Here is a 20,482-nt window from a genome sequence, read left to right as displayed (position 1 = left end):
CCGCATCATCCGAACAGCGCGGCGTAGATCACGTAGAGCCAGCCAAGGATACCGTGGATGATCGCCCACAGGATCGAATGGTTCTTGGTGTAGGAGATCGCAATCGCCAGCGCCGAGCCGAACCCCACGCCGTATTTCGCGCCCTCGACGCGAACGCCATAATATCGATTGCCGTTCATGGTGATCCTTCCAGCGAGAGGGCGTGATCGGTGACAGCGTAACCTGTCCGTTGCGGCCAGTTCAACGGCGCATCGTGGCCTTGTGCATTGCTAAGCTGCATTAGCTCTGTCGTCCCAGCGCAAAGGTTTTGCCTTTGCAGCCGGCATACGGTGATGGAGGCGGGCGCGCGTTCCTCTCCATTCGTCGTCCCGGCGAAGGCCGGGACCCATACTCCGCGGCCGGCGTTGTGATCGGGACTCGTCGTTCCGACGTCGCGCAACAAGCCGCATTTGTGGTTATGGGTCCCGGCCCCCGTGCGCAATTGCGCACTAGGCCGGGACGACACTGAGTGTGTGGTGCCGCTTGAGTCACGCATCTGCATTCTCGCGACCTGCCAAGCGGAATATTTTCTTATAGCGGGCTTGCCGCGTTTTTGCCGAGTTGCCCGTCGGGTTGTTTTGTCGCAGTTCGCGGAACCGGATTTGACTTGCGCGCAGGCAAACCTGGTCGAGGCCGCTCGGGCCTCCGGTCCCGGCGGTCACGCTCCGATCAATCGAATGTGTCGAACCGGGCCGCAGCGCAGGAAAATTCGCTGCGTCGTCGCGGAATAATCGGGTGGCGCCGCCCGTCATGGTTCTAGCGAAAACGCTTCAGCGGGTTGGCGAGATGATCCCATCCTGTTGAATCCAGCAGGAGAAGTTCGATGACGACGATTAAACACGTCGCGGCGGGCCTGGTCGCGCTCGCCATGCTGACGACATCGGCCATGGCGCGCGAAGTCCCGGCCGGCCCATCCGCGTTCGTAAAGGGACATGCCTCGGCCGCCAGTCGCTGGGGCGGCGGACCGCCGCGCATGGTCGTGCCGCGCTACGGCGAGTTCGAGACGCTGCCCCGGGATCAGCCGGGCGGCGTCTGCGATCACGGCGACAATGCCATGATCTGCTGAGCCGGACGGTGCATGGCGGTGATCTCCGGCAAAAGTTGCGCTAGCTTCGCTGGGTCGTCTCCCTCCAGCCGCGAGCGCCGCCGCCATGCACATCCTCCGTCCCCAATTCCGCATCGAGGACGACCACGCGCTGGCCTTTGCGGCGGCGCGCGGCTTCGGCGCCATCGTCGCCGCCGATGCACGCGGCCCGCGGGCGTCCCACGTGCCGTTCGCGATCGCGCGGCGCGACGATCGCGTGATCGTGCAGATCCATCTCACCGCGAAAAACCCGCTGGTCGAGCTCGCCGACGGCGTCAGGCGTTTCCTGCTGATCGTCTCCGGTGACGACGCCTACATCTCGAACGACTGGTACGTCTCGCGCGATAACGTCTCCACCTGGCTCTACGAGGCGGTGCATTTGTCCGGCGTTGCGCATCTGCGCGATCACGGGGAGAACCGCGGCCACGGCGATGCGCTGCTCGCGGTCTCCGAGGCGCGGCTGCCGAAGCAGCCCTGGGACCTCACGCAGATGGAGCCCGGCAAGCGCGATCAGATGCTGGCTGGGATCCGGGTGATCGATATCGCCGTCGACGAGATCGAGGGCCAGTCGAAGCTCAACCAGCACAAGAGCGATGCGGACTATATCGCGCTCGTCAACCGGCTCGCGCATGCGGAGGAGACCTCAAGCCACAGGCTTGCGGAGAAGATGCGCACGCTGCGGCCGGAGCTTGCGTATGAGCGTGACCGCGTGGCGCAGGTTAGCCAACGGGTCCGCCCGAAGGGCGGCCCGGTGACCGGCTCCGCGTAACCGTCGGCGTCGAAGTCGCGAACGTGTTGTTAAGATTCGGCTCGCGCCGATTTGTCCGATTCCGATTCGTTCTTTGTGAACAAAATGGAGTCGGATGGAGAACGGAGCGCGGTGCGCGCCGGTCCATGGTTGGACGTCCTCACGCACAAGAAAACGGCGCATCCGGAGTCGCGCCAACGTGTTGTTAAGAATCGCTCTGCTTTGATTTTTCGATTCCGATTCGTTCCTCGCGAACAAACTGGAGTCGGATGGGGAACGCGGCCGTGGTGCGAATCGTCGCTTGATCGGTTAAGCGATTGAACGCAGGGCGCCCGAAGTGCGCCGAGATATTCCGCGCGAGAGCAATTATCCCATCTCGGCACAATATCAGCTGCCCGGATGCTGCAAATGCACACGCCCTGTTAATGCTTGAGCTGCGCCGATTTCTCGATTCCGATTCGTTCCCCGCGAACAAACTGGAGTCAGATGCAGAACGGAGCTGTGGCGCGCGACGGGTTTCTCTGCTCCACTGCACGCGCGCAAGAGAGAGCGGATTGATGGCCAAGAAGACAAACAAGAAAGCCGGCAAGACGACAGCGAGGATGACGGCAAAGCCCGCGTCGCGCCGGACGGTGCTGGCGATCGACGTCGGTGGCACGCATGTCAAGGTCATGACCGACAAGGAGCGCATCAAGCGCGAATTCGAGTCAGGTCCAACGCTGTCCGCCACCGAGATGGTACGGCAGGTCAAGGCGCTGACCAGGGACTGGTCCTATGACGTGATCTCGATCGGCTATCCCGGACCGGTGGTTCACAACCGTCCGCTGACGGAGCCGCATAATCTTGGCCGCGGCTGGGCCGGCTTTGATTTTCACGGCGCGTTCGGCCGGCCGGTGAAGGTCGTCAACGATGCGCTGATGCAGGCGATCGGCAGCTATCAGGGCGCGCGGATGCTGTTTCTCGGCCTTGGCACCGGGCTTGGCTCGGCGATGATCGTGGAGGGCATTTACGAGCCGATGGAGCTCGGTCATTTGCCCTATCGCAGGGACGGGACGTTCGAGGACTATGTCGGCGCGGCCGGCCTCGAGCGGCGCGGCCGGAAGAAATGGCGCAAGAGCGTCGACGATGTCATCGCGCGGCTGTCGGCGGCGCTGGAGCCCGATTACATCGTGCTCGGCGGCGGCAATGCCGACAAGGTCGACAACCCGCCGCCGAACGTGAGGTTCGGCGACAACGCCAACGCATTCGAGGGTGGATTCCGGATGTGGAAGAAGCCAACGCGCAAGCCGCGCAGCGCGCGTCGGTGAAACTGGAACTGCCACCAAACTGCCGCAACTGCTGAAGTTTCGCGCTGCTCTGTCACCTCTGTTGCCGGAACTGATTGGGTGCGCCGCTCGTTTTATGCGGCATGACGTCCCGTTCCATGAGGAGTGACTGATGCGAAGCTATATTATTCCCGCCATTGCGGCGTTGGCGATCGGCGCAGCGACGCCGGCGATGGCTTATGATTCCGGCAGCCAGATTTCGATGGAGGCCGCCCTCGACGTCGCGACCAATCTCGGCATCGTGACGGTGTCCAACACCCAGTTCCTCGGCGACGAGTGGGAAGTCGAGGGCCGCGACCGGCTCGGCCGCTGGATGCAGGTCGATGTCGATGCGCGGACCGGCGAGGTGCGCAATGTGGATCGCAGCTGGTAGCCGCGTATTCACCGCTGCATGAGCTGCGCGCGCCGGCGATCGGTCCTGATATCGCCCGCCAAGTGACATCACGCACGCGCGATGCGAGCTACGGTTTTCAGACGGCCGGCGGTGCAGGGCGCACGCCGGCCGTTCGTTATCCAGAGTGTTCGACGCAGTGTTTTGGCGGAACGGCACAAAGGTGGAGTATGCTTGCGGCAGATTCTTAAGGGCCTGCCGCACATGCGACGGTCCCTCGAACAAGGAGACTGGCCGTGGTCAAACCGTTTCCGTCCAGAACCCACATCGGCAATCACCTGCTGCATCCGGAAACCCAGATGCTGAACTACGGCTACGATCCGCAGCTGTCGGAGGGCGCCGTCAAGCCGCCGGTATTTTTGACCTCGACCTTCGTGTTCCGGACCGCCGAGGACGGCAAGGACTTTTTCGATTTCGTCGCGGGCCGGCGCGAGCCTCCGGAAGGCATGGGAGCGGGGCTGGTCTATTCGCGCTTCAATCATCCGAACAGCGAGATCGTCGAGGACCGGCTTGCGATCTATGAGCGCACCGAGAGCTGCGCGCTGTTCTCCTCCGGGATGTCGGCGATCTCGACCACGGTGCTGGCTTTCGCGCGGCCCGGCGACGTCATCCTGCACTCGCAGCCGCTCTATGGCGGCACGGAGACGCTGTTCAGCAGGACGCTGGCGGGATTCTCGATTCAAGCCGTCGGCTTTGCCGACGGCCTCGACGAGACCGTCGTCCGCGCTGCTGCCGACGAGGCCATGAAGAAAGGCCGCGTCGCGATGATCTTCATCGAGACGCCGGCCAATCCGACCAACGGCCAGGTCGATATCGCGCTCACCCGGCGCGTGGCCGACGCGATCGGCAAGGCGCAGGGCTTTACCCCGATCATCGCCTGCGACAACACGCTGCTCGGGCCGGTGTTTCAGCGCCCGATCGAGCACGGCGCCGATCTCTCGCTGTACTCGCTGACCAAATATGTCGGCGGCCATTCCGACCTGATCGCGGGCGCGGCGCTCGGCTCGAAGAAACTGATGAAGGACGTCAAGGCGCTGCGCGGCGCGATCGGCACCCAGCTTGATCCGCATTCCTGCTGGATGATCAGCCGTTCGTTGGAAACGCTCAGCCTGCGCATGGAAAAGGCCGACCGCAATGCGCACATCGTCGCCGACTATCTGCGTGACCATCCCAAGGTGGCCGAGGTGCATTATCTCGGCCATCACGACGCGGCGTCTCCTGCCGGGCGTGTGTTCGCAAGCCAAAGCTCTGGCGCCGGCTCGACCTTCTCGTTCGACATCGTCGGCGGGCAGGCGGCGGCGGAGAAATTCCTCAACAGCTTGCAGATCTTCAAGCTCGCGGTGAGCCTCGGCGGCACCGAGTCGCTCGCGAGCCTGCCGGCGACGATGACGCATTCTGGCGTGCCGGCCGATATCAGGAAGAAGATCGGGGTGCTGGATACGACGATCCGGCTCTCGATCGGGATCGAGCATCCGTCCGATCTGGTCGCCGACATCGCGCAGGCGCTGAGCAGGGTGTGAGCAAATGCGCAGGGCGGGTTAGCGCAACGTAACCCGCCGATGGCGCGCGAGAAACGGCGGACTACGCCTTCCGCCTTCGCTTGTTGAGCTACGGCGAACGTAGTCGGCTAATCCGCTTTACGCACTATGCTCGCTAGGCCTTCTTCACGAACTCGGATTTCAGGTTCATCGCGCCGATGCCATCGATCTTGCAGGCGATGTTATGTCCATCGCTCCCCTCGGTGAGGCGGATGTTCCGGACCTTGGTGCCACCCTTGACGACCGATGACGAGCCCTTGACCTTGAGATCCTTGATCACGATGACGCTGTCGCCGTCCGCCAGCGGATTGCCGTGCGCATCACGCACGCCTGCCTCCTGCGCGGCTACTGCGATCGCCTCGCCACTCCATTCATGGGCGCATTCCGGGCAGACCCAGAGAGCCGCGTCCTGATAGGCATGCTCGGAATTGCATTTCGGGCAGTTCATGGCCGCGTCCATCGTTGAGATCGTCTCCGTCGTGACGGGCGCACCGTAGGGGCGCACGCGGGTAAAGCAAGAAAAAACCGTCGCGTGTGCGGCTGAGCGGCGAGCGCGCAGGGCGGACCAGCCAGACTTGAGCCAGCTAAATCTGCGCCTTGAGCGCGGTGGCCAGGAAATCGATGGTGGCGCGGACGCCGGGCAACATGCCGCGGCGAGACGGAAACACGAGATGGATGATGCCTTCCTTGGCGCTCCAGTCCGGCAGCACGCGGACCAGTTTGCCTTCGCTGAGTGCGGCCTGACATTGCAGCTCGGGCAGCAGCGCGATGCCGAGCCCGGCCTCGGCCGCGTGAATGAGGATGGTGAAGTCACCCGCCGAGATCTTCGGCTCGACGGCGACCGAGGCCTTTTGCCCGCGCGGGCCTGACAGCTCCCAGGTGCGCGGGCCCGGCGTTTCCGTGGCATCGAGGATCGGCAGCCCGGCAAGATCGCCGGCCGCCTTGGGCGTGCCGTGCGCCTTGAGCAAGGCCGGGCTCGCGACCAGAAGCCTGCGGCTGGTCCCGATCCTGCGCATCTGCATCTCGCTGTCGGTATCGAGGCTGTCGCGGATGCGAATGGCGACGTCGACCTGCTCCTCGATCAGATTGATCGGCCGGTTGGTGATGAGGAATTGCGCCCTGAGGCGTGGATATTTGGCGAACAGCTCGGGTAATTTCGGCGCCAGCGCCCGCTGCACGCCGACCGGGCAGCCGATGCGGACCAGGCCCTGCGGCTCGGATTTCATGCGCAGGGCGACTTCGTCCACGGCCTCGGCGGCGTCGACCACGGTCTGCGCATGCCGATAGACGTCGCGGCCGATCGCCGTGATGCTCAACCGGCGGGTCGAGCGTTCGATCAGGCGAACGCCGAGCTGCTCCTCCAGCAGCGCGACATGGCGGCTGATCCTGGACTTCGGCAGGCGGAGCGCGCGTGCCGCGGCCGAAAACCCCTCGTGCTTGACCACTGCCGCGAAGAAATAGAGGTCGTTGAAGTCCCGCATGAAAGGCGCTGCCAGGTCAATTCCGCCCGCATCGGGCGGGACCAGATCATTCATCCGCATCATAGTTCCCTTCGATTTTCAACGTCGAATCGCCGCCTGTCGACCGGAAAGCCGTTCGACAGGCAGCGCGGCGGCGCCCGGCGTGCCGCCATGTCGGGCGCGATATCCGCGCCGCTGGGTCTGCGGATAGCCGGCGAGGGCGCCTCGCGAGCGGCCTCACCAGCCGTCGTCCAGGCTCGTCTTCGGCGTTGCGATGTCGCCATCGTCGTCGTCGTCGTCGCGGATGGCCGGCGTGAGGCAGGCGTGCTGGAAGCTGCGCAGGGCCTTGATCAGGTTGTTCATCAGGATATCGCACATGGTCCGTCTCCTTCGATGCAGGGGATCATAGGCGCGACCGACCGGCCGCATTAGCCGGCGTTTGTCAGACGGAGCGTTCCACAGACTGAACGACGCTGCGGGATCCGGCGCTGCGTGGTCCGGCGCGCCGCCGTCGCATGCCGCGCGATCGTTCTTCTGGTGGAACGATCCGTCTGAAACTGGCTGACTAATCGATCGGCGGTGGCGGGGCGATAACAGGGACGAAGCGGACAGCAAGACGGTTCGCGACCGGCGAGGCCACGGACGGTGGGGCGCCGTATTCATCCACGCAACAAAGGATCACGACCATGAGCGCTACCAAATATCTTCCCTTCGGCGGCCGGCTTCTGATCGGCCTCCCGTTCGCCATGAGCGGCCTCAGCAAGCTCGGCGCGTATGCGGCCACCACCGGTCTGATCAGTGCGGTCGGCCTGCCGTTTCCGCCGCTCGCCTTTGCGGTGGCGGTTGTCGTCGAACTCGGCGGTGGCCTGCTGCTGATTGCCGGCTATCAGGCCCGCGCCGTGGGGCTTGCGCTGGCGGTGTTCTCGATCGCAACCGCGGTCGCGTTCCACAGCAATTTCGCCGACCAGAACCAGATGATCCACTTCCTGAAGAACGTGATGATGGCGGGTGGATTGCTGCAGATCGCAGCGTTCGGCGCCGGCGCGCTCAGCCTCGACAACCGCGCCAGCCATGCCGTGCCGCAAGCCGTCGCTGCGCATTGAGCAGACTACGACCCTGAACCGCTGCCGCGCCAGAAGCGGCAGCGGTCGGGTGCGTGGTGAGGTCAGGCGGCCTTGATCCCGCCGGCTTCGGCGATCAGCTCGAAGGATCGCAGCCGCTTCTGGTGATCGTAGACGTCGGACACGATCATCAATTCGTCGGCGCCGGTCTCCGCGACCAGCGCATCGATCCCGGCACGCACCGTCTCGGGCGAGCCGATGATGGTGCGGGCGAGCATCCGCATCGCCTGGACTTTTTCAGATGGCGACCAGTAGCTCTCGATGTCGTCGATCGGCGGCTGGCTCAGGCCGCGCGCGCCGCGGAAGATGTTGGTGAACGACATCTGCTGCGTGGTGGCAAGCCGCCGCGCTTCCGCGTCGGTGTCGGCGGCGATGATGTTGACGCCGACCATTGTGTAGGGCTGCTGGAGCTGCTCCGATGGCTTGAAGCGAGCGCGATAGATCTGCAGCGCCTGGATCAGCAGCTCGGGGGCAAAGTGCGAGGCGAAGGCGTAGGGTAGGCCGAGCTCGCCGGCCAGCATCGCGCCAAAATTGCTCGATCCGAGGATCCACAGCGGCACGTCGGTGCCGGCCGCCGGCACCGCCTGGATGCGCTGGTTGGGACCGGCGGCCGCCAAGAAGGCCTGCACCTCGAGCACGTCCTGCGGAAAGTTCTCGGCCGATTCAGGCGTCCGGCGCAGCGCGCGCAAGGTGAGCTGATCGGTGCCCGGCGCGCGGCCGAGGCCGAGGTCAATGCGATCCGGAAACAGCCGCGCCAGCGTGCCGAACTGTTCGGCGATGACGTAAGGTGCGTGGTTCGGCAGCATGATGCCGCCGGCGCCGACCCGGATGGTCTTCGTTCCCGCCGCGATGTGCCCGATCACGACAGACGTCGCGGCGCTCGCGATCCCCGCCATGTTGTGATGCTCCGCCACCCAGATCCGGCGATAGCCGAGCGCCTCGGCATGGCGAGCGACATCGCGCGCATTGTAGAGCGCGCCGCGCGCATCGGTCTCTTCGGTGACGCGGACGAGATCGAGAATGGAGAGGGCGGCCACGGGAGCTCCGGAACTAGAGGAGGGTGCGCAACGGACGAGGCCGGTGGTATCAGGCTGTGTCCACGGTGGGTGCGAAACGGCTGGGCTGCCGTTTCATGCAGATGCATATGGATACGGTCGCCATGCGGGTCAATCCGCCTGATCCGACCGAGGTGCGCTGAAGCGGCAAAGCTGCCCGTCCCAAAATATCGAAAACAACCCCATGCAAAGTAGCTGTGGCCGCCGCGACCCGGAGAAGCGACTTGACGCGTCGGGCAACTCAGCGGTACTTTTCCATTATTCCGAAATTGTGCGAGTGCCCGCCGTTCGACCGCCGCTGCCGGAAAATCGTCGCGTGAGCCCCCAGACGATCGCAGCCGTGGCTGCCGTCGCGATCAGGTGCTTCAACGTGTGCCCGCTGACGAAGCCGAGCGTGTTTGCGATCTGATGGTCGAGCACCTCGGTGATCTTGGCCAGCACGTACAGCGCCATCGCGGCGGCGAACGCGATGCGCTCAGTGCGCGGCGCGCGATAGATCGACTGCCAGAGCGGGATGAGGACGAGCGGGAGCACCTGCAACAGCAGATACGGTCGCAGGTCGCCCGCACCATGTCTGTCGGTCGTGACCCACCATGCGACGCTCGCGACGGCGAAAAGCCCGAGAACGATCGCTTCGATGTTCGTCTTCGACCCCGGCCGGGTGTCGCCGCGAACGCCAATAAGCAGGCCCGCGCCGGCGAGCGCGATCGGCAGCATGTCCCAGGTCAGCCGGCCATTGCCGGGGGCAAGGTGAAAGAAGGCGGACCCGAACGCGGTCAGGAACAGGCCGATCAGGAACAGGCGATAGCCAGGCCATCCGGCGCGCAGCTCATCGCTGTTGAGCCGTGGCCTCAGCGCCAGCCAGCCCCAGATCGCGACCAGAGCGAAGCCTGCGTTCGACAGGACATCGGCTGCGTGGGGGATGCCGAAGACGGCCGAGTGGTCGGCGAAATCGTTGTAGTTGGCCGGCTGCGCGATGCGTCCGTGCACCGCGAATTCCGCAATGATGCCGATCGTGACGATCGTCGGGGTGACTTTCATCCACGGTTTCGCGGGTCGCTCGGACCCGGTCAATCCGTCCATCCGGAAGGTCGTCTGCATCGTCGGTTCCCAGCATAAATGAACATTGTTCAATAACAGATCAAGAAAATGAGCGATGTTCAAGTTCTATCTTTAGGGGAGTTTTGGCGGCCGCTGATGGGGCAGGTGCCTGGAGGCCTCCACCGAGGCGTCAACCTGGCCTGCGGCTTGCTACACAGCAACGCGCGCAGCCCGTAGCCCGCATGAGCGACGCGATATGCGGGGCCGGTGGTGTGTTCTTGTGAGGCTGATCCCGGATATCGCTTCGCTCATCCGGGCTACTGGGACAAAGCGCAGCGCGTTTCAGCGCAGGGCAATGCAACGAAAATGTGCTGATGACGGCGCCTTACGCCCGCGACCGATCCACCCTACCTTCGCTGAGCACCCACCGCAGAGCCTCAACCGATCCGATCCGGAGCGAACCTATTCCCCAACTCATCTTCGGCCTGACCAGTCTCTTGATCCTGGCCCGCTTCATCTGGCCGCTCGACTGGCCGCTCCCGGCAAAGATCGTCGCCGCGTTGCTGGTGCTGGTCGCCTTGCAGTTTCACCGCTGGAACAGATGGTCGTCGGGATCGGAATTCTCGCCGGAGTTTCCGCGTCCGGTGGTCGTCCTGTTCAACTGGGCGTTCGGTGCGATCATGCTGCTGGCGCTGCTGCAACTGGCGCTCGATGCTGGCCTATTGGTCGCAGCCCTGATCCACGGCGGCTTCGTCGGCGCGCCTGACGGCGTCCGCTACGCGCTTGCTGCGGTGGCCGCCGCAGCCGCCGCGATCGGCGTCCATCAGGCGATGCGCATTCCGCCGCTGAAAGATATTGAGGTCGAGATCCGCGGACTGCCGCGGCAGTTCGACGGCTACACCATCCTGCAACTGACCGATCTGCACATCAGCCGGCTGTTTCCGGCGTCATGGGCGCGCGAGGTCGTCGCGCGATCGAACAAGCTCCGCGTGGACCTGATCGCGATCACCGGCGATCTGATCGACGGCACCATCGACGCGCGGCGCAACGACATCGCGCCGCTGCGGGATCTTATGGCCGCCGACGGCGTCTATGTGATCTCGGGCAATCACGAATATATCTTCGGCTATGACGCCTGGATGGCGCACTACGAAGCGTTGGGCCTGCGCTCGCTCGAGAACAGGTACGTCGTGCTCGAACGCGGCGGCGGCCGTCTGGTGATCGCAGGGATTACCGACCGCGCGTCGCGCCGCAGGAAGCATCCCATCCGCGACCTTGCCGCGGTTCTCGACGCCGCCCCCAAGGGCGCGCCCGTCGTCCTGCTCGACCACCAGCCGAGCGACGCGCGCAACTCGGCTGCGCTCGGCGTCGCGCTGCAACTCTCCGGACACACCCATGGCGGATTGATCCTCGGGATTGACCGCCTGGCCGCGCCCGCCAATGCCGGCTTCGTCTCGGGCCGCTACGACGTCGACGGGATGACGCTCTACGTCAACAACGGCACCGCGCTATGGCCGGGTTTCGCCTTGCGGCTCGGCCGCCCGTCCGAATTGACGCGGATCACGCTGCGGGTGGCGGGCGATGCCTGAGCGATTTGTGACGCATGCGATGATGCGCGCATCGTCGTCACAAAAATACCTCAGCTGCGTGGCGCGATGCTCGCGGGGATGACGGATCGGCCTGATTCAGCTGTCAGATAGCTAGGTTGGTGTCATCACCCGCGAAAGCGGGTGATCCAGTATTCCAGAGACGCCGGTGCTGGAGCCGGGAGGCCGCGGCGTACTGGATCGCCCGGTCCTTGTGCGCAATTGCGCACAGGCCGGGCGATGACGGTGTGGGTGAGGGCGCAGCTTTGCGTTCTCGCGACGTGATTGTCCGAGCTGTGCTCCCCGTTTCTTCGCGAGCGAACGTTGCAATGCATAATTCAAGCTATGAATACGCCGCGGCGATCGCATGCTTAAGATATTGGTCATCTCTTTGCTTTCATTTTCACGACCTCATTCAGCAGGAGGCACCATGTCTGACATCACCATTCCCGGCGGAAAAATTCGTTCCTTCGTCGAGCGGGTCGAGAACCTTGACACTGAAATGGCGGAACTGAGCGAGCAGAAGAAGGAAGTCTTCTCGGAGGCCAAGGGCGAAGGTTTCGACGTGAAGATCCTCAAAGAGATCATCAAGCTGCGCAAGCAGGACCAGGACGAACGCGACGAGCGTGAATCCCTGCTCGATCTCTACATGCGCGCGATGGAAACCGCGCCGGCAGAGAAGGAAGCGAAGGCGGCGTGAGGTTTGGAAGCGCGTTCGTGTGCTTCCGTAAGCAGGCAGCGAGCAGGGCGGGTCAGCCTTGCTGCGTCATAAGCGCACCGATGTGCAGCGGGACCATCCCGTTATTGCGAGCGAAGCGAAGCAATCCATCGCGCCGCATACGCGGAAGCATGGATTGCTTCGTCGCTCACGCTCCTCGCAATGACGGAGCTTCGGGCACCCCTGTGCGACGATGGTTGTTCGGAGATGCGGGTGGGTGATTTGGACGTGGTCATGCTTTTGCGAAGGCTTGTCATTGTTGCAGCTACGCTCATGCTCGGGACTTTGTCGGTGCGCGCGCAGCAAGGCACCGAGTATGATGCGTGCATGGACAAGGCCGAAGGGGTGTCAACCAAGATGCTCGATTGCGGCAAGGCCGCAATCGCGCAGTGGGACATCAGGCTCAACGCCGCTTATCAAACGCTGCTCGCAAAGTCGAAGGGCGAGGCGCACGCGCAATTGCAGACCGAGCAGCGGGCCTGGCTCAAGCATCATCTGGGTGAAACCCATCGCCTCGCCGCGGACCCCGACAACGGGTCCGTCGCGTTCCTCGACTCCCAGGCGTTCGAATTGCAGGACATCGCCGACCGCACGCTGCTTCTTGAAAAGCGTGCCGGCCAGTAGGCCGCATGACGTCGCGACGGGCCATCGGCGAACGTGACGAGGCGCGCGGTGAAGCGTTGCGAAACTTAGGCGCGAGGCTCCAGTTGCTCGCCATTGAAAATATGGAGCATCCCCGCAAATCCGGGATGATCGGCCTCCACGACGTAACGCACTGCACCGGCGCGCGTCGTGAAAACTGAAACGATGATGCCGGGATACTCATAACCGGCACGCTTCCTGACGAGATCGCCGACTTTGAAAGACTGGGACATTGTTCCTCGTGAAGTTGCGAGCGGCCATTGCTGAATCACTCAGGCGAGCTGCCATCATAGCAGGTCACAACGGCAGGTCGCTGAGCGAGTAGGGCGGGTTAGCCAACGGGTCCGCCCGCAGGACGGCGCTTGCTCATGCTCGCTGCCAGGCAATCGATGGCAAGATAATGCCATGCTCCCTGAAGGGCGAATTGCAGTGCGATTATTTCAGGGCGCTGCGACAGGCAGCCGAATCCAACCAACGCAATCGGCGATCTCAGAATAATTCCGTCGACGCGCGGAAACACCGCGATGTGCCGTTCGCGCGAGGCGTATTGACCGCGAGCCACGCGGTCCGTATTGGCGGGCTCGGAAAATTCCGACGCAACGATACGGGATAGGCTCAATGCAAGTGACTTTGATGAAGGGCAAGATTCATCGCGCGCGTGTCACCGAAGCGGACTTGCACTACGAGGGCTCGATCTCGATCGACCGCAACCTGATCGAAGCCGCCGGCTTCCTGATCAACGAACGCGTCGACATCTACAACATCGAGACCGGCGCGCGGTTCTCGACCTATGTGATCGAGGCGCCCGCCGGCTCCGGCACCATAGGCCTCAACGGCGCCGCCGCGCGCCTCGCCATGGCGGGCGACAAGGTCATCATCGTCGCCTATGCCGGTTTCGATGCCGAGGAGGCGCGCAGGTTTCGCCCGCGCGTGGTGATGGTGGACGAGAAGAACCGGCGGGTGGAGGCGGGTGAGGTATCGTCGGCAGGGGTGTTGGCCGAGGTGTAGGTCGAGCTCGCCGCGTCGTTTAGCTGCATGGCCACGTAGGGCGGGTTAGCGAAGCGTAACCCGCCGACCGCATTGCAGGGAATGACGGATTACGCCTTCGGCTAATCCACCCTACGCTTGCTTCGTTCCGCTTCTTCCAGGATTTCCAGAAATTCAGGCTCAGAGTACTCACGGAGGCGCTTCGTCATGTGGACGCCGGCCAGCTTGAGCATGTGCTCCATAGCTGGATCAGCGTCGCTCTTATTATGAAAGACGGCAGTATAGATTGCTCGAAAGAAACGGCGCCACACCATTAGCTCTTCGTGCTGGCGGGCAATATGCCGCGCCATATGCACGCGAACCTTCATCAAGCGCCATTTGACGTCATCCATATCTTCCTTTGTTTCTGCCTTAAGACGTTCGGTATTCTCATCAAGTCGGGTGATCCGTTGTCGGAGCGCCGCCGCCTCGGCGGCAGTGCGGCGATCACGCGCCGCCATGTAGAGCCCGAACGTCAAGTACAACAAAGCAGAGAATCCTGAGGAGAACAGCGTGGATGGGCTCCAGATGTCGCGTCGAACAAACTTCGTGTCTTCAAAACTCGTAATGGCCGAACTTGAGTTGACGCGTATTTGACTTTGCTCCAGCGGCGTGTCCACTGCCACAAACAGCGTCGCTTCACTGTTTGGGGGAATGTTCTTCATCTTCACCATGCTGGGGCTGGAATTGGGTGAAGTTTCGATTGAGACGGCGCCATCGTGAAGAACGGTGCCAATTCCGTTCTTTGAACTAATAAAAAAGAGAGATCGTCTATCGGTCGGCGCGAATAGTTTTGAATTGAGAACAGGTAACCCGAAAGCTGGCCCAGCGTTACGCGATGAAAGCGGATTTCGGTTGGTGAATAGAATTGCTCGGCGACAATAGGAATCCAGTATATCAGAAATGCAATCGTAAGTGCCCCACCAACGTTCTTGAGGATGTCCAACCCAGTAACTTTAGGGACACGAGAACTCGGAGGCGTTTCATCGTCGCTCATTTGTTTTCTAGACTCACTGGAAACGCCGGCCAGATGATCCGCACCATCGCATGTGGTGCGACGCAACTGGCCAGCGCAATGACAAAGACTAAAGTTTCGCTACCCCCTCACGAACACCCTGTCGTGCTGCCGCAAGTATCGCACTTCATGCAGGTCCCATTCCGCACCAGCGTGAAGTTGCCGCACTCCGAGCACATCTCGCCTTCGTAGCCCTTGGCCTTGGCTTCGGCGCGACGCTCCGCTTTCGACGGGGCGGCGGCTGCGGCGGTGCCAGGCTTGCTCCAGTTCAGCGCTTCCAGCTTCTCGGTCGGCGAGAGGTCGTGGCTGACCTCCTGCTTCAGGGCGACCGCGCCTTCGATGGTGTCGGAGACGCCGCGGGCGGTGGCGCCGTGCGGAGCCAGCGCGGTGACGCGGTTGCCGCCGGCGGGGGCGTTGTCGGCGTTGCCGCTGACTGCGGCCGAGCCGCCGCGCATGACGACGAGGTTGTCGGTGCGCGAACGGGTCAGGCCCTTCGACACGTACTTCGTCGCCTGGTGCTGGGCGGGGGCCTCATCCGGCTCCTTGCCTTCCTCGACGCCCTTGCCGAGCGCGTCGAAGCCAGACTCGTTCGGATCGACATGGGCGAGGTCGAAGCGGCTCATATAGCTCACCGCGAGCTCGCGGAAGACATAGTCGAGGATCGAGGTCGCGTACTTGATGGAGTCGTTGCCCTGCACCGGGCCTGCGGGCTCGAAGCGGGTGAAGGTGAAGGCGTCGACATATTCTTCCAGCGGCACGCCGTATTGCAGACCCAGGGATACTGCGATCGCAAAATTGTTGATGAAGGAGCGCAGCGCCGCGCCTTCCTTGTGCATGTCGATGAAGATCTCGCCGAGCCGGCCGTCGTCATATTCGCCGGTACGGAGATAGACCTTGTGGCCGCCGACGACAGCCTTCTGGGTGTAGCCCTTGCGGCGATCCGGCATCTTCTCGCGCTCGCGCATCACGATGATGCGCTCGACCAGCTTCTCGACGATCTTCTCCGAGACCTGGGCGGCACGCGCCGCCATCGGCTTCTCGTAGAGCGCTTCCACCGCATCGTCCTCGTCCTCATCGTCGGAGATGAGCTGCGAGTTGAGCGGCTGCGACAGCTTTGAGCCGTCGCGGTACAGCGCGTTGGCCTTCAGCGCCAGCTTCCACGACAACAGGTAGGCGGACTTGCAATCCTCCACCGTGGCGTCGTTCGGCATGTTGATGGTCTTGGAGATCGCGCCCGAGATGAACGGCTGCGAGGCCGCCATCATCCGGATGTGGCTCTCGACCGAGAGGTAGCGTTTTCCAATTTTGCCGCAGGGGTTGGCGCAGTCGAACACGGGATAGTGCTCGGCCTTCAGATGCGGAGCGCCTTCGACCGTCATCGCGCCGCAGATGTGCACGTTGGCGGCCTCGATCTCGCGCTTGGAGAAGCCGACCGCCGCGAGCAGGTCGAAGCCCGGCGCAGCAATCGCCTCGGAGCCGATGCCGAGCGTGTCGCGAATAAAGTCCTCGCCGAAGGTCCACTTATTGAAGGCGAACTTGATGTCGAACGCGGTCGGCAGCGCCTTTTCCACCTTGGCAATGGCTTCGTCGGTGAAGCCCTTTGCCTTGAGCGTCGTGGCGTTGATGCCCGGCGCATTCGACAGCGAGCCGTGGCCGACGGCGTAGGCCTCGATCTCCGCGATATCAGCTTCGCGATAGCCGAGCGCGCGCAAGGCCGCCGGCACCGCCTGGTTGATGATCTTGAAGTAGCCGCCGCCGGCGAGCTTCTTGAACTTCACCAGCGCGAAATCAGGCTCGATGCCGGTGGTGTCGCAATCCATCACCAGGCCAATGGTGCCGGTCGGCGCCACGACGGTGGTCTGGGCATTGCGATAGCCGTTGACCTCGCCGAGGGCGAGGGCATCGTCCCACGCCAGCTTGGCGTGCGCGACGATGTCGGCCTGCGGGCACGAGTCGTGGTCGAGCGCCACCGGATTGACGGCGAGCGCCTCATAGCCGCGGCTTTCACCGTGCGCGGCGCGGCGGTGGTTGCGGATCACGCGCAGCATGTGCGCGGCGTTCTTCTTGTAGCCCGGGAAGGTGCCGAGCTCGGCCGCCATCTCGGCCGAGGTCTTGTAGGAGATGCCGGTCATGACCGCGGTCAGCGCGCCGCACAGCGAGCGGCCTTCCTTCGAGTCGTAGGGCAGGCCCATGGTCATCAGCAGGCCGCCGATGTTGGCGAAGCCGAGGCCGAGGGTGCGGAACTCGTAGGACAGTTCGGCGATCGCCTTCGACGGGAACTGGGCCATCATGACGGAGATTTCGAGCACGATGGTCCAGAGCCGGCAGAGATGCTCATAGGACTCGATGTCGAACCGCTTGGTGGTCGAGCTGTAGAACGTCAGCAAATTGGCGGAGGCGAGGTTGCACGCCGTGTCGTCCAGGAACATGTATTCCGAGCACGGATTGGAGGCGCGGATGTCGCCGGACGCCTTGCAGGTGTGCCAGTCGTTCATCGTGGTGTTGAAGTGCAGGCCGGGATCGGCCGACGCCCAGGCGGCGTAACCGATCTTCTCCCAGAGGTCGCGGGCCTTCAGCGTCTTCGTCACCTTCTTGGTGGTGCGGCCGATCAGGTTCCAGTCGCCGTCGGTCTCGACTGCGCGGAGGAAATCATCCTTCAGCGATACCGAGTTGTTGGAGTTCTGGCCGGAGACGGTGAGGTACGCCTCGGAATCCCAGTCGGTGTCGTAGATGTCGAACGAGATGTCCTTGTAGCCTTGCTTGGCGAACTGGATGACGCGCTTGATGTAGTTGTCGGGCACGAGGTTGCGGCGCGCGAGCTTGATCTCGCGGCGGAGCGCCGGGTTCTTCTCGGGATCGAAGCAGTCGTCGCCACTGCCTTCGCAGTTCACGCAGGCCTTCATCACGGCCTTGAGGTGCTTCTGGTTGATCTTGGAGCCGGTGACGAGAGCGGCGACCTTCTGCTCCTCCTTCACCTTCCAGTCGATATAGGTCTCGATATCCGGGTGATCGGCATCGACCACGACCATCTTGGCGGCGCGGCGCGTGGTGCCGCCCGACTTGATCGCGCCCGCGGCGCGGTCGCCGATCTTGAGGAAGCTCATCAGGCCGGACGAGCGGCCGCCGCCGGAGAGCTTTTCGCCTTCGCCGCGCAGGCTCGAGAAGTTGGAGCCGGTGCCGGAGCCATACTTGAACAGGCGCGCCTCGCGCACCCAGAGGTCCATGATGCCGCCCTCGTTGACGAGGTCGTCGCCGACACCCTGGATGAAGCAGGCATGCGGCTGCGGATGCTCATAGGCCGACTTCGATTTTGTCAGTTTGCCGGTCTTCCAGTCGACGTAATAGTGGCCCTGGCCCGGGCCATCGACGCCATAGGCCCAGTGGAGCCCGGTGTTGAACCACTGCGGCGAGTTCGGTGCGACCATCTGCTTGGCGAGCTGGAAGCGCAGTTCGTCGAAGAAGGCCAGCGCATCTTCCTCGGTGGAGAAGTAGCCGCCCTTCCAGCCCCAATAGGTCCAGCAGCCGGCGAGGCGATCGAACACCTGCTTTGCGCTGGTCTCGCCGACGATGCGCTCGTTCTCGGGCAGGGTGGCGAGCGCGTCGGTGTCCGGCACCGAACGCCACAGCCACGACGGCACGGTCTCTTCCTCGACCTTCTTCAGGCGCGCGGCGACGCCGGCCTTGCGGAAATACTTCTGCGCCAGCACGTCGGAGGCGACCTGCGACCAGAACTCCGGAACCTCGACATTCTCGGCGCGGAACACGACCGAGCCGTCCGGGTTGCGGATCTCAGATCTGGTCAGGCGGAAATTGATCCCGGCATAGGGAGATTGTCCGCTGGTGGTGTTGCGTCGTTCGATCTGCATGGTCGAGCCCCGTCTCTTCTTCTGCCCGGCCCCACGTTATTCGCAGGTTGCCGGAATGTTATCTGTTCGCGGACTTTGGGAGAACGCGTCAGCACGCCTCCCGTCATCCGCAGCTCAGCCGGTGGATCCGGCCTGTTTTCTCTCGTCCGTCCGGCGCCGGTTTGACCCGGCCCAGCGGCGGCATGGTCCCGCGGCGGCGCCCGACTGGTCGGGTCCTCCGGGTCATGCATTCAACGCCCCAAACGCTCACGCGACACGTCACGCGTACGCTTCTCGTGGGCCGGTTCCGGCCTCTGTTTCCGGGTCCTTCTCGGCCCGTTTGTCGTCCCGACAGCGGCCCAAAATCAGGGCAGACAAGCCCTTCACCCGCGGCCCGAAGGCGTGGCGGAGTGGTCATTTTGGAACCCTTGTGGGAGCGACCGGCGGGGACCCAAACACACTCGCGCCGAACAGGTTGAAAGCTAGGCCATGTCCATTGCGCCCGTCAAGAACTAGTACGAGTTTCTGAATCAAACACTAAATATGGTGGACGGAGGGGGATAACAGGGGTCGGTGCCGCGCCTGTGATCGAGACAACTATCGGTGAGTCCTCAGGGATTCCCAAGCCAAAAAAATTCCTATCGCCTGTGGATTGGAGGTTCGCCCCGCTGTTCACAGGCGAAGTTTTTATTCGCGGTGGCGGATTGAATTTTGGGGACTCACGTAGCCCTACGGGCAAAGTAAGGATCAGGCATGTCAGGGGCGTGATGGTCGGGCGACAAAATCGCGGGCAAGCTGCGGCCGACTCACTCCTCTTCGTACCCTTGCTCTTCATACCCTTGCCGGGTTCCATGACAGACCAGAAGCCTTCCGCGCGGCCGCGCCTTGCGCCCGCCGGCCTGATGTTCCTCGCCATTACCTCGGTGGGCTGGGGGTTCAATTGGCCGTCCACCAAGTTCCTGCTCAGCGAGCTGCCGCCGCTGACCCTGCGCGGCATCACCGGCGTGATCGGCGCCGTGCTGCTGGCTGCGCTGGCGCTGCTCCGCGCCCAGAGCCTGCATGTCGAGGCCAAGCTGTGGCCGCGCCTCGTGCTCTATGCGGCGCTCAACGTCTCCGGCTGGATGGTGCTGATGGGGCTGGCGCTGTTGTGGCTGCCGGCGAGCGAGACCGCATTGATCGCCTACACCATGCCGGTGTGGGCTTCGCTGCTGGCCTGGCCGGTGCTCGGCGAGCGGCCGACGTGGCTGCGGACCATCGCGCTGGTGATGGCATTCGCAGGGCTCGCCGCGATCATGGGCGGCAACGGCATCACTGCGAGCAAGGATAAGCTGCCGGGAATCATCATGGCGCTCGGCGGCGCGTTCGGCTTTGCGCTCGGCACGGTGCTGGCGAAGAAATACCCGCTGGTGATGCCGCCGATCCCGGCCGCGGCCTGGCAGATCGGTCTCGGCTGCGTGCCGATCGCGATCATCGGCCTGCTGATCGAGACCACGCATCTCGATCGCGTGACGACGGTCGGCTGGTGGCTGCTGGTCTATTCGACGCTGATCCAGTTCTGCGTCGCCTATGTCGCCTGGTTCGCCGCGCTCGCCCGCCTGCCGGCCTCGGTGGCGGCGATCGGCACCATGGCGGTGCCGGTGATCGGCGTGATCGCCTCCGCGGTCGCGCTGCACGAGCCGCTCGGGCCGACCCAGATCACGGCTCTGCTGTTCACGCTGGCCGGCGTCGCGCTGGCGACGAGGTAGTCTGTCTCTTCCCGTTCTGTACTTGCGGACCTAACCGCGTCATTGCGAGGCGCGCAGCGCCGCGGCAATCCATTGCCTCCACAAGCGGCGAAATGGATTGCTT

The 20,482-nt window shown here is 63.5% G+C and carries 21 protein-coding genes; 11 read left to right on the top strand and 10 right to left on the bottom strand.

The window, feature by feature from the left end; all coding sequences use genetic code 11:
• Positions 1 to 5 precede the first annotated feature (5 nt).
• Positions 6 to 179 carry a hypothetical protein gene (locus AAFG07_RS23580; protein ID WP_016840760.1) on the bottom strand — a complete coding sequence of 58 codons (174 nt, stop codon included), beginning with the start codon at positions 177 to 179 and terminating at the stop codon, positions 6 to 8.
• Between the two features lie 683 nt (positions 180 to 862).
• Here AAFG07_RS23580 and AAFG07_RS23575 point away from each other — a divergent pair.
• The 5 genes from AAFG07_RS23575 to AAFG07_RS23555 all read left to right on the top strand — a co-directional run bounded on the left by AAFG07_RS23575 (position 863) and on the right by AAFG07_RS23555 (position 5,107).
• Positions 863 to 1,105: a hypothetical protein gene (locus AAFG07_RS23575; protein WP_342722270.1), complete on the top strand. Its 243-nt coding sequence runs from the start codon at positions 863 to 865 to the stop codon at positions 1,103 to 1,105.
• 85 nt (positions 1,106 to 1,190) lie between these two features.
• The gene (locus tag AAFG07_RS23570; RefSeq protein ID WP_342722269.1) at positions 1,191 to 1,892 is read left to right on the top strand and encodes an FMN-binding negative transcriptional regulator; all 702 of its coding nucleotides are present in this window, start codon (positions 1,191 to 1,193) and stop codon (positions 1,890 to 1,892) included.
• 581 nt (positions 1,893 to 2,473) lie between these two features.
• Positions 2,474 to 3,178: an ROK family protein gene (locus AAFG07_RS23565; RefSeq protein ID WP_342729225.1), complete on the top strand. Its 705-nt coding sequence runs from the start codon at positions 2,474 to 2,476 to the stop codon at positions 3,176 to 3,178.
• A gap of 130 nt (positions 3,179 to 3,308) precedes the next feature.
• Positions 3,309 to 3,569, top strand: a complete 261-nt coding sequence (locus AAFG07_RS23560; protein WP_342722268.1) for a PepSY domain-containing protein — start codon at positions 3,309 to 3,311, stop codon at positions 3,567 to 3,569.
• A gap of 254 nt (positions 3,570 to 3,823) precedes the next feature.
• Positions 3,824 to 5,107, top strand: coding sequence for a cystathionine gamma-synthase family protein (locus AAFG07_RS23555; protein WP_342722267.1), 1,284 nt, complete (start codon positions 3,824 to 3,826; stop codon positions 5,105 to 5,107).
• A gap of 133 nt (positions 5,108 to 5,240) precedes the next feature.
• Here AAFG07_RS23555 and AAFG07_RS23550 read toward each other — a convergent pair whose 3' ends face one another.
• From AAFG07_RS23550 to AAFG07_RS23540, 3 genes are all read right to left on the bottom strand, one after another.
• Positions 5,241 to 5,585 carry a zinc ribbon domain-containing protein YjdM gene (locus AAFG07_RS23550; protein ID WP_342722266.1) on the bottom strand — a complete coding sequence of 115 codons (345 nt, stop codon included), beginning with the start codon at positions 5,583 to 5,585 and terminating at the stop codon, positions 5,241 to 5,243.
• 124 nt (positions 5,586 to 5,709) lie between these two features.
• Positions 5,710 to 6,660, bottom strand: a complete 951-nt coding sequence (locus AAFG07_RS23545; RefSeq protein WP_342722265.1) for a LysR family transcriptional regulator — start codon at positions 6,658 to 6,660, stop codon at positions 5,710 to 5,712.
• A 162-nt stretch (positions 6,661 to 6,822) separates the two neighbouring features.
• The gene (locus tag AAFG07_RS23540; RefSeq protein WP_342722264.1) at positions 6,823 to 6,948 is read right to left on the bottom strand and encodes a hypothetical protein; all 126 of its coding nucleotides are present in this window, start codon (positions 6,946 to 6,948) and stop codon (positions 6,823 to 6,825) included.
• A 323-nt stretch (positions 6,949 to 7,271) separates the two neighbouring features.
• Here AAFG07_RS23540 and AAFG07_RS23535 point away from each other — a divergent pair, with 323 nt between their 5' ends.
• Positions 7,272 to 7,688, top strand: coding sequence for a DoxX family protein (locus tag AAFG07_RS23535; protein ID WP_342722263.1), 417 nt, complete (start codon positions 7,272 to 7,274; stop codon positions 7,686 to 7,688).
• 62 nt (positions 7,689 to 7,750) lie between these two features.
• On the opposite strand, the gene AAFG07_RS23530 is transcribed toward AAFG07_RS23535, so the two are convergent.
• Both AAFG07_RS23530 and AAFG07_RS23525 read right to left on the bottom strand, forming a co-directional pair.
• The gene (locus tag AAFG07_RS23530) at positions 7,751 to 8,743 is read right to left on the bottom strand and encodes an LLM class flavin-dependent oxidoreductase (RefSeq protein WP_342722262.1); all 993 of its coding nucleotides are present in this window, start codon (positions 8,741 to 8,743) and stop codon (positions 7,751 to 7,753) included.
• A 276-nt stretch (positions 8,744 to 9,019) separates the two neighbouring features.
• Positions 9,020 to 9,925, bottom strand: coding sequence for a hypothetical protein (locus tag AAFG07_RS23525; protein ID WP_342722261.1), 906 nt, complete (start codon positions 9,923 to 9,925; stop codon positions 9,020 to 9,022).
• Positions 9,926 to 10,266: 341 nt separating this feature from the next.
• Between AAFG07_RS23525 and AAFG07_RS23520 the strand changes: the two genes are divergently transcribed.
• The 3 genes from AAFG07_RS23520 (at position 10,267) to AAFG07_RS23510 (ending at position 12,730) form a co-directional block, all read left to right on the top strand.
• Positions 10,267 to 11,391: a metallophosphoesterase gene (locus AAFG07_RS23520; protein WP_342729224.1), complete on the top strand. Its 1,125-nt coding sequence runs from the start codon at positions 10,267 to 10,269 to the stop codon at positions 11,389 to 11,391.
• Positions 11,392 to 11,818: 427 nt separating this feature from the next.
• On the top strand, positions 11,819 to 12,088 hold the full coding sequence (locus AAFG07_RS23515) for a DUF2312 domain-containing protein (RefSeq protein WP_342722260.1): 270 nt from the start codon (positions 11,819 to 11,821) through the stop codon (positions 12,086 to 12,088).
• 231 nt (positions 12,089 to 12,319) lie between these two features.
• Complete coding sequence (locus tag AAFG07_RS23510; protein ID WP_342722259.1) at positions 12,320 to 12,730, top strand: lysozyme inhibitor LprI family protein; 411 nt, start codon at positions 12,320 to 12,322, stop codon at positions 12,728 to 12,730.
• Positions 12,731 to 12,795: 65 nt separating this feature from the next.
• Here the strand turns inward: AAFG07_RS23510 and AAFG07_RS23505 are convergent, their stop codons facing one another.
• Entirely contained in the window at positions 12,796 to 12,981 is a 186-nt protein-coding gene (locus AAFG07_RS23505; RefSeq protein ID WP_162136641.1) for a hypothetical protein, read from the bottom strand.
• 385 nt (positions 12,982 to 13,366) lie between these two features.
• Between AAFG07_RS23505 and panD the strand changes: the two genes are divergently transcribed.
• Positions 13,367 to 13,756 carry an aspartate 1-decarboxylase gene (panD, locus tag AAFG07_RS23500; RefSeq protein ID WP_342722258.1) on the top strand — a complete coding sequence of 130 codons (390 nt, stop codon included), beginning with the start codon at positions 13,367 to 13,369 and terminating at the stop codon, positions 13,754 to 13,756.
• A gap of 101 nt (positions 13,757 to 13,857) precedes the next feature.
• Here panD and AAFG07_RS23495 read toward each other — a convergent pair whose 3' ends face one another.
• From AAFG07_RS23495 to AAFG07_RS23485, 3 genes are all read right to left on the bottom strand, one after another.
• Positions 13,858 to 14,439, bottom strand: coding sequence for a hypothetical protein (locus tag AAFG07_RS23495; protein ID WP_342722257.1), 582 nt, complete (start codon positions 14,437 to 14,439; stop codon positions 13,858 to 13,860).
• 2 nt (positions 14,440 to 14,441) lie between these two features.
• Entirely contained in the window at positions 14,442 to 14,771 is a 330-nt protein-coding gene (locus AAFG07_RS23490; protein ID WP_342722256.1) for a hypothetical protein, read from the bottom strand.
• Between the two features lie 107 nt (positions 14,772 to 14,878).
• Positions 14,879 to 18,655, bottom strand: coding sequence for a vitamin B12-dependent ribonucleotide reductase (locus AAFG07_RS23485; protein WP_342722255.1), 3,777 nt, complete (start codon positions 18,653 to 18,655; stop codon positions 14,879 to 14,881).
• 830 nt (positions 18,656 to 19,485) lie between these two features.
• Here AAFG07_RS23485 and AAFG07_RS23480 point away from each other — a divergent pair.
• Positions 19,486 to 20,379: a DMT family transporter gene (locus AAFG07_RS23480; protein ID WP_342722254.1), complete on the top strand. Its 894-nt coding sequence runs from the start codon at positions 19,486 to 19,488 to the stop codon at positions 20,377 to 20,379.
• Positions 20,380 to 20,482: the final 103 nt, after the last annotated feature.

Origin of the sequence: Bradyrhizobium sp. B097 (genome assembly GCF_038957035.1) — a bacterium.
Classification (GTDB): Bacteria; Pseudomonadota; Alphaproteobacteria; order Rhizobiales; family Xanthobacteraceae; genus Bradyrhizobium.
The sequence above is the reverse complement of the archived record's forward strand: the minus strand, read 5'-3'. Positions and strand labels throughout refer to the sequence as shown.

Bases quoted from the DNA above. Each gene is read 5' to 3' on its own strand.
- AAFG07_RS23580 (WP_016840760.1), bottom strand. From the start codon at position 179: ATGAACGGCAATCGATATTATGGCGTTCGCGTCGAGGGCGCGAAATAC.
- AAFG07_RS23575 (WP_342722270.1), top strand. From the start codon at position 863: ATGACGACGATTAAACACGTCGCGGCGGGCCTGGTCGCGCTCGCCATG.
- AAFG07_RS23570 (WP_342722269.1), top strand. From the start codon at position 1,191: ATGCACATCCTCCGTCCCCAATTCCGCATCGAGGACGACCACGCGCTG.
- AAFG07_RS23565 (WP_342729225.1), top strand. From the start codon at position 2,474: ATGACGGCAAAGCCCGCGTCGCGCCGGACGGTGCTGGCGATCGACGTC.
- AAFG07_RS23560 (WP_342722268.1), top strand. From the start codon at position 3,309: ATGCGAAGCTATATTATTCCCGCCATTGCGGCGTTGGCGATCGGCGCA.
- AAFG07_RS23550 (WP_342722266.1), bottom strand. From the start codon at position 5,585: ATGGACGCGGCCATGAACTGCCCGAAATGCAATTCCGAGCATGCCTAT.
- AAFG07_RS23545 (WP_342722265.1), bottom strand. From the start codon at position 6,660: ATGAATGATCTGGTCCCGCCCGATGCGGGCGGAATTGACCTGGCAGCG.
- AAFG07_RS23540 (WP_342722264.1), bottom strand. From the start codon at position 6,948: ATGAACAACCTGATCAAGGCCCTGCGCAGCTTCCAGCACGCCTGCCTC.
- AAFG07_RS23535 (WP_342722263.1), top strand. From the start codon at position 7,272: ATGAGCGCTACCAAATATCTTCCCTTCGGCGGCCGGCTTCTGATCGGC.
- AAFG07_RS23515 (WP_342722260.1), top strand. From the start codon at position 11,819: ATGTCTGACATCACCATTCCCGGCGGAAAAATTCGTTCCTTCGTCGAG.
- AAFG07_RS23505 (WP_162136641.1), bottom strand. From the start codon at position 12,981: ATGTCCCAGTCTTTCAAAGTCGGCGATCTCGTCAGGAAGCGTGCCGGT.
- panD (WP_342722258.1), top strand. From the start codon at position 13,367: ATGCAAGTGACTTTGATGAAGGGCAAGATTCATCGCGCGCGTGTCACC.
- AAFG07_RS23495 (WP_342722257.1), bottom strand. From the start codon at position 14,439: ATGAAGAACATTCCCCCAAACAGTGAAGCGACGCTGTTTGTGGCAGTG.
- AAFG07_RS23490 (WP_342722256.1), bottom strand. From the start codon at position 14,771: ATGAGCGACGATGAAACGCCTCCGAGTTCTCGTGTCCCTAAAGTTACT.
- AAFG07_RS23485 (WP_342722255.1), bottom strand. From the start codon at position 18,655: ATGCAGATCGAACGACGCAACACCACCAGCGGACAATCTCCCTATGCC.
- AAFG07_RS23480 (WP_342722254.1), top strand. From the start codon at position 19,486: ATGACAGACCAGAAGCCTTCCGCGCGGCCGCGCCTTGCGCCCGCCGGC.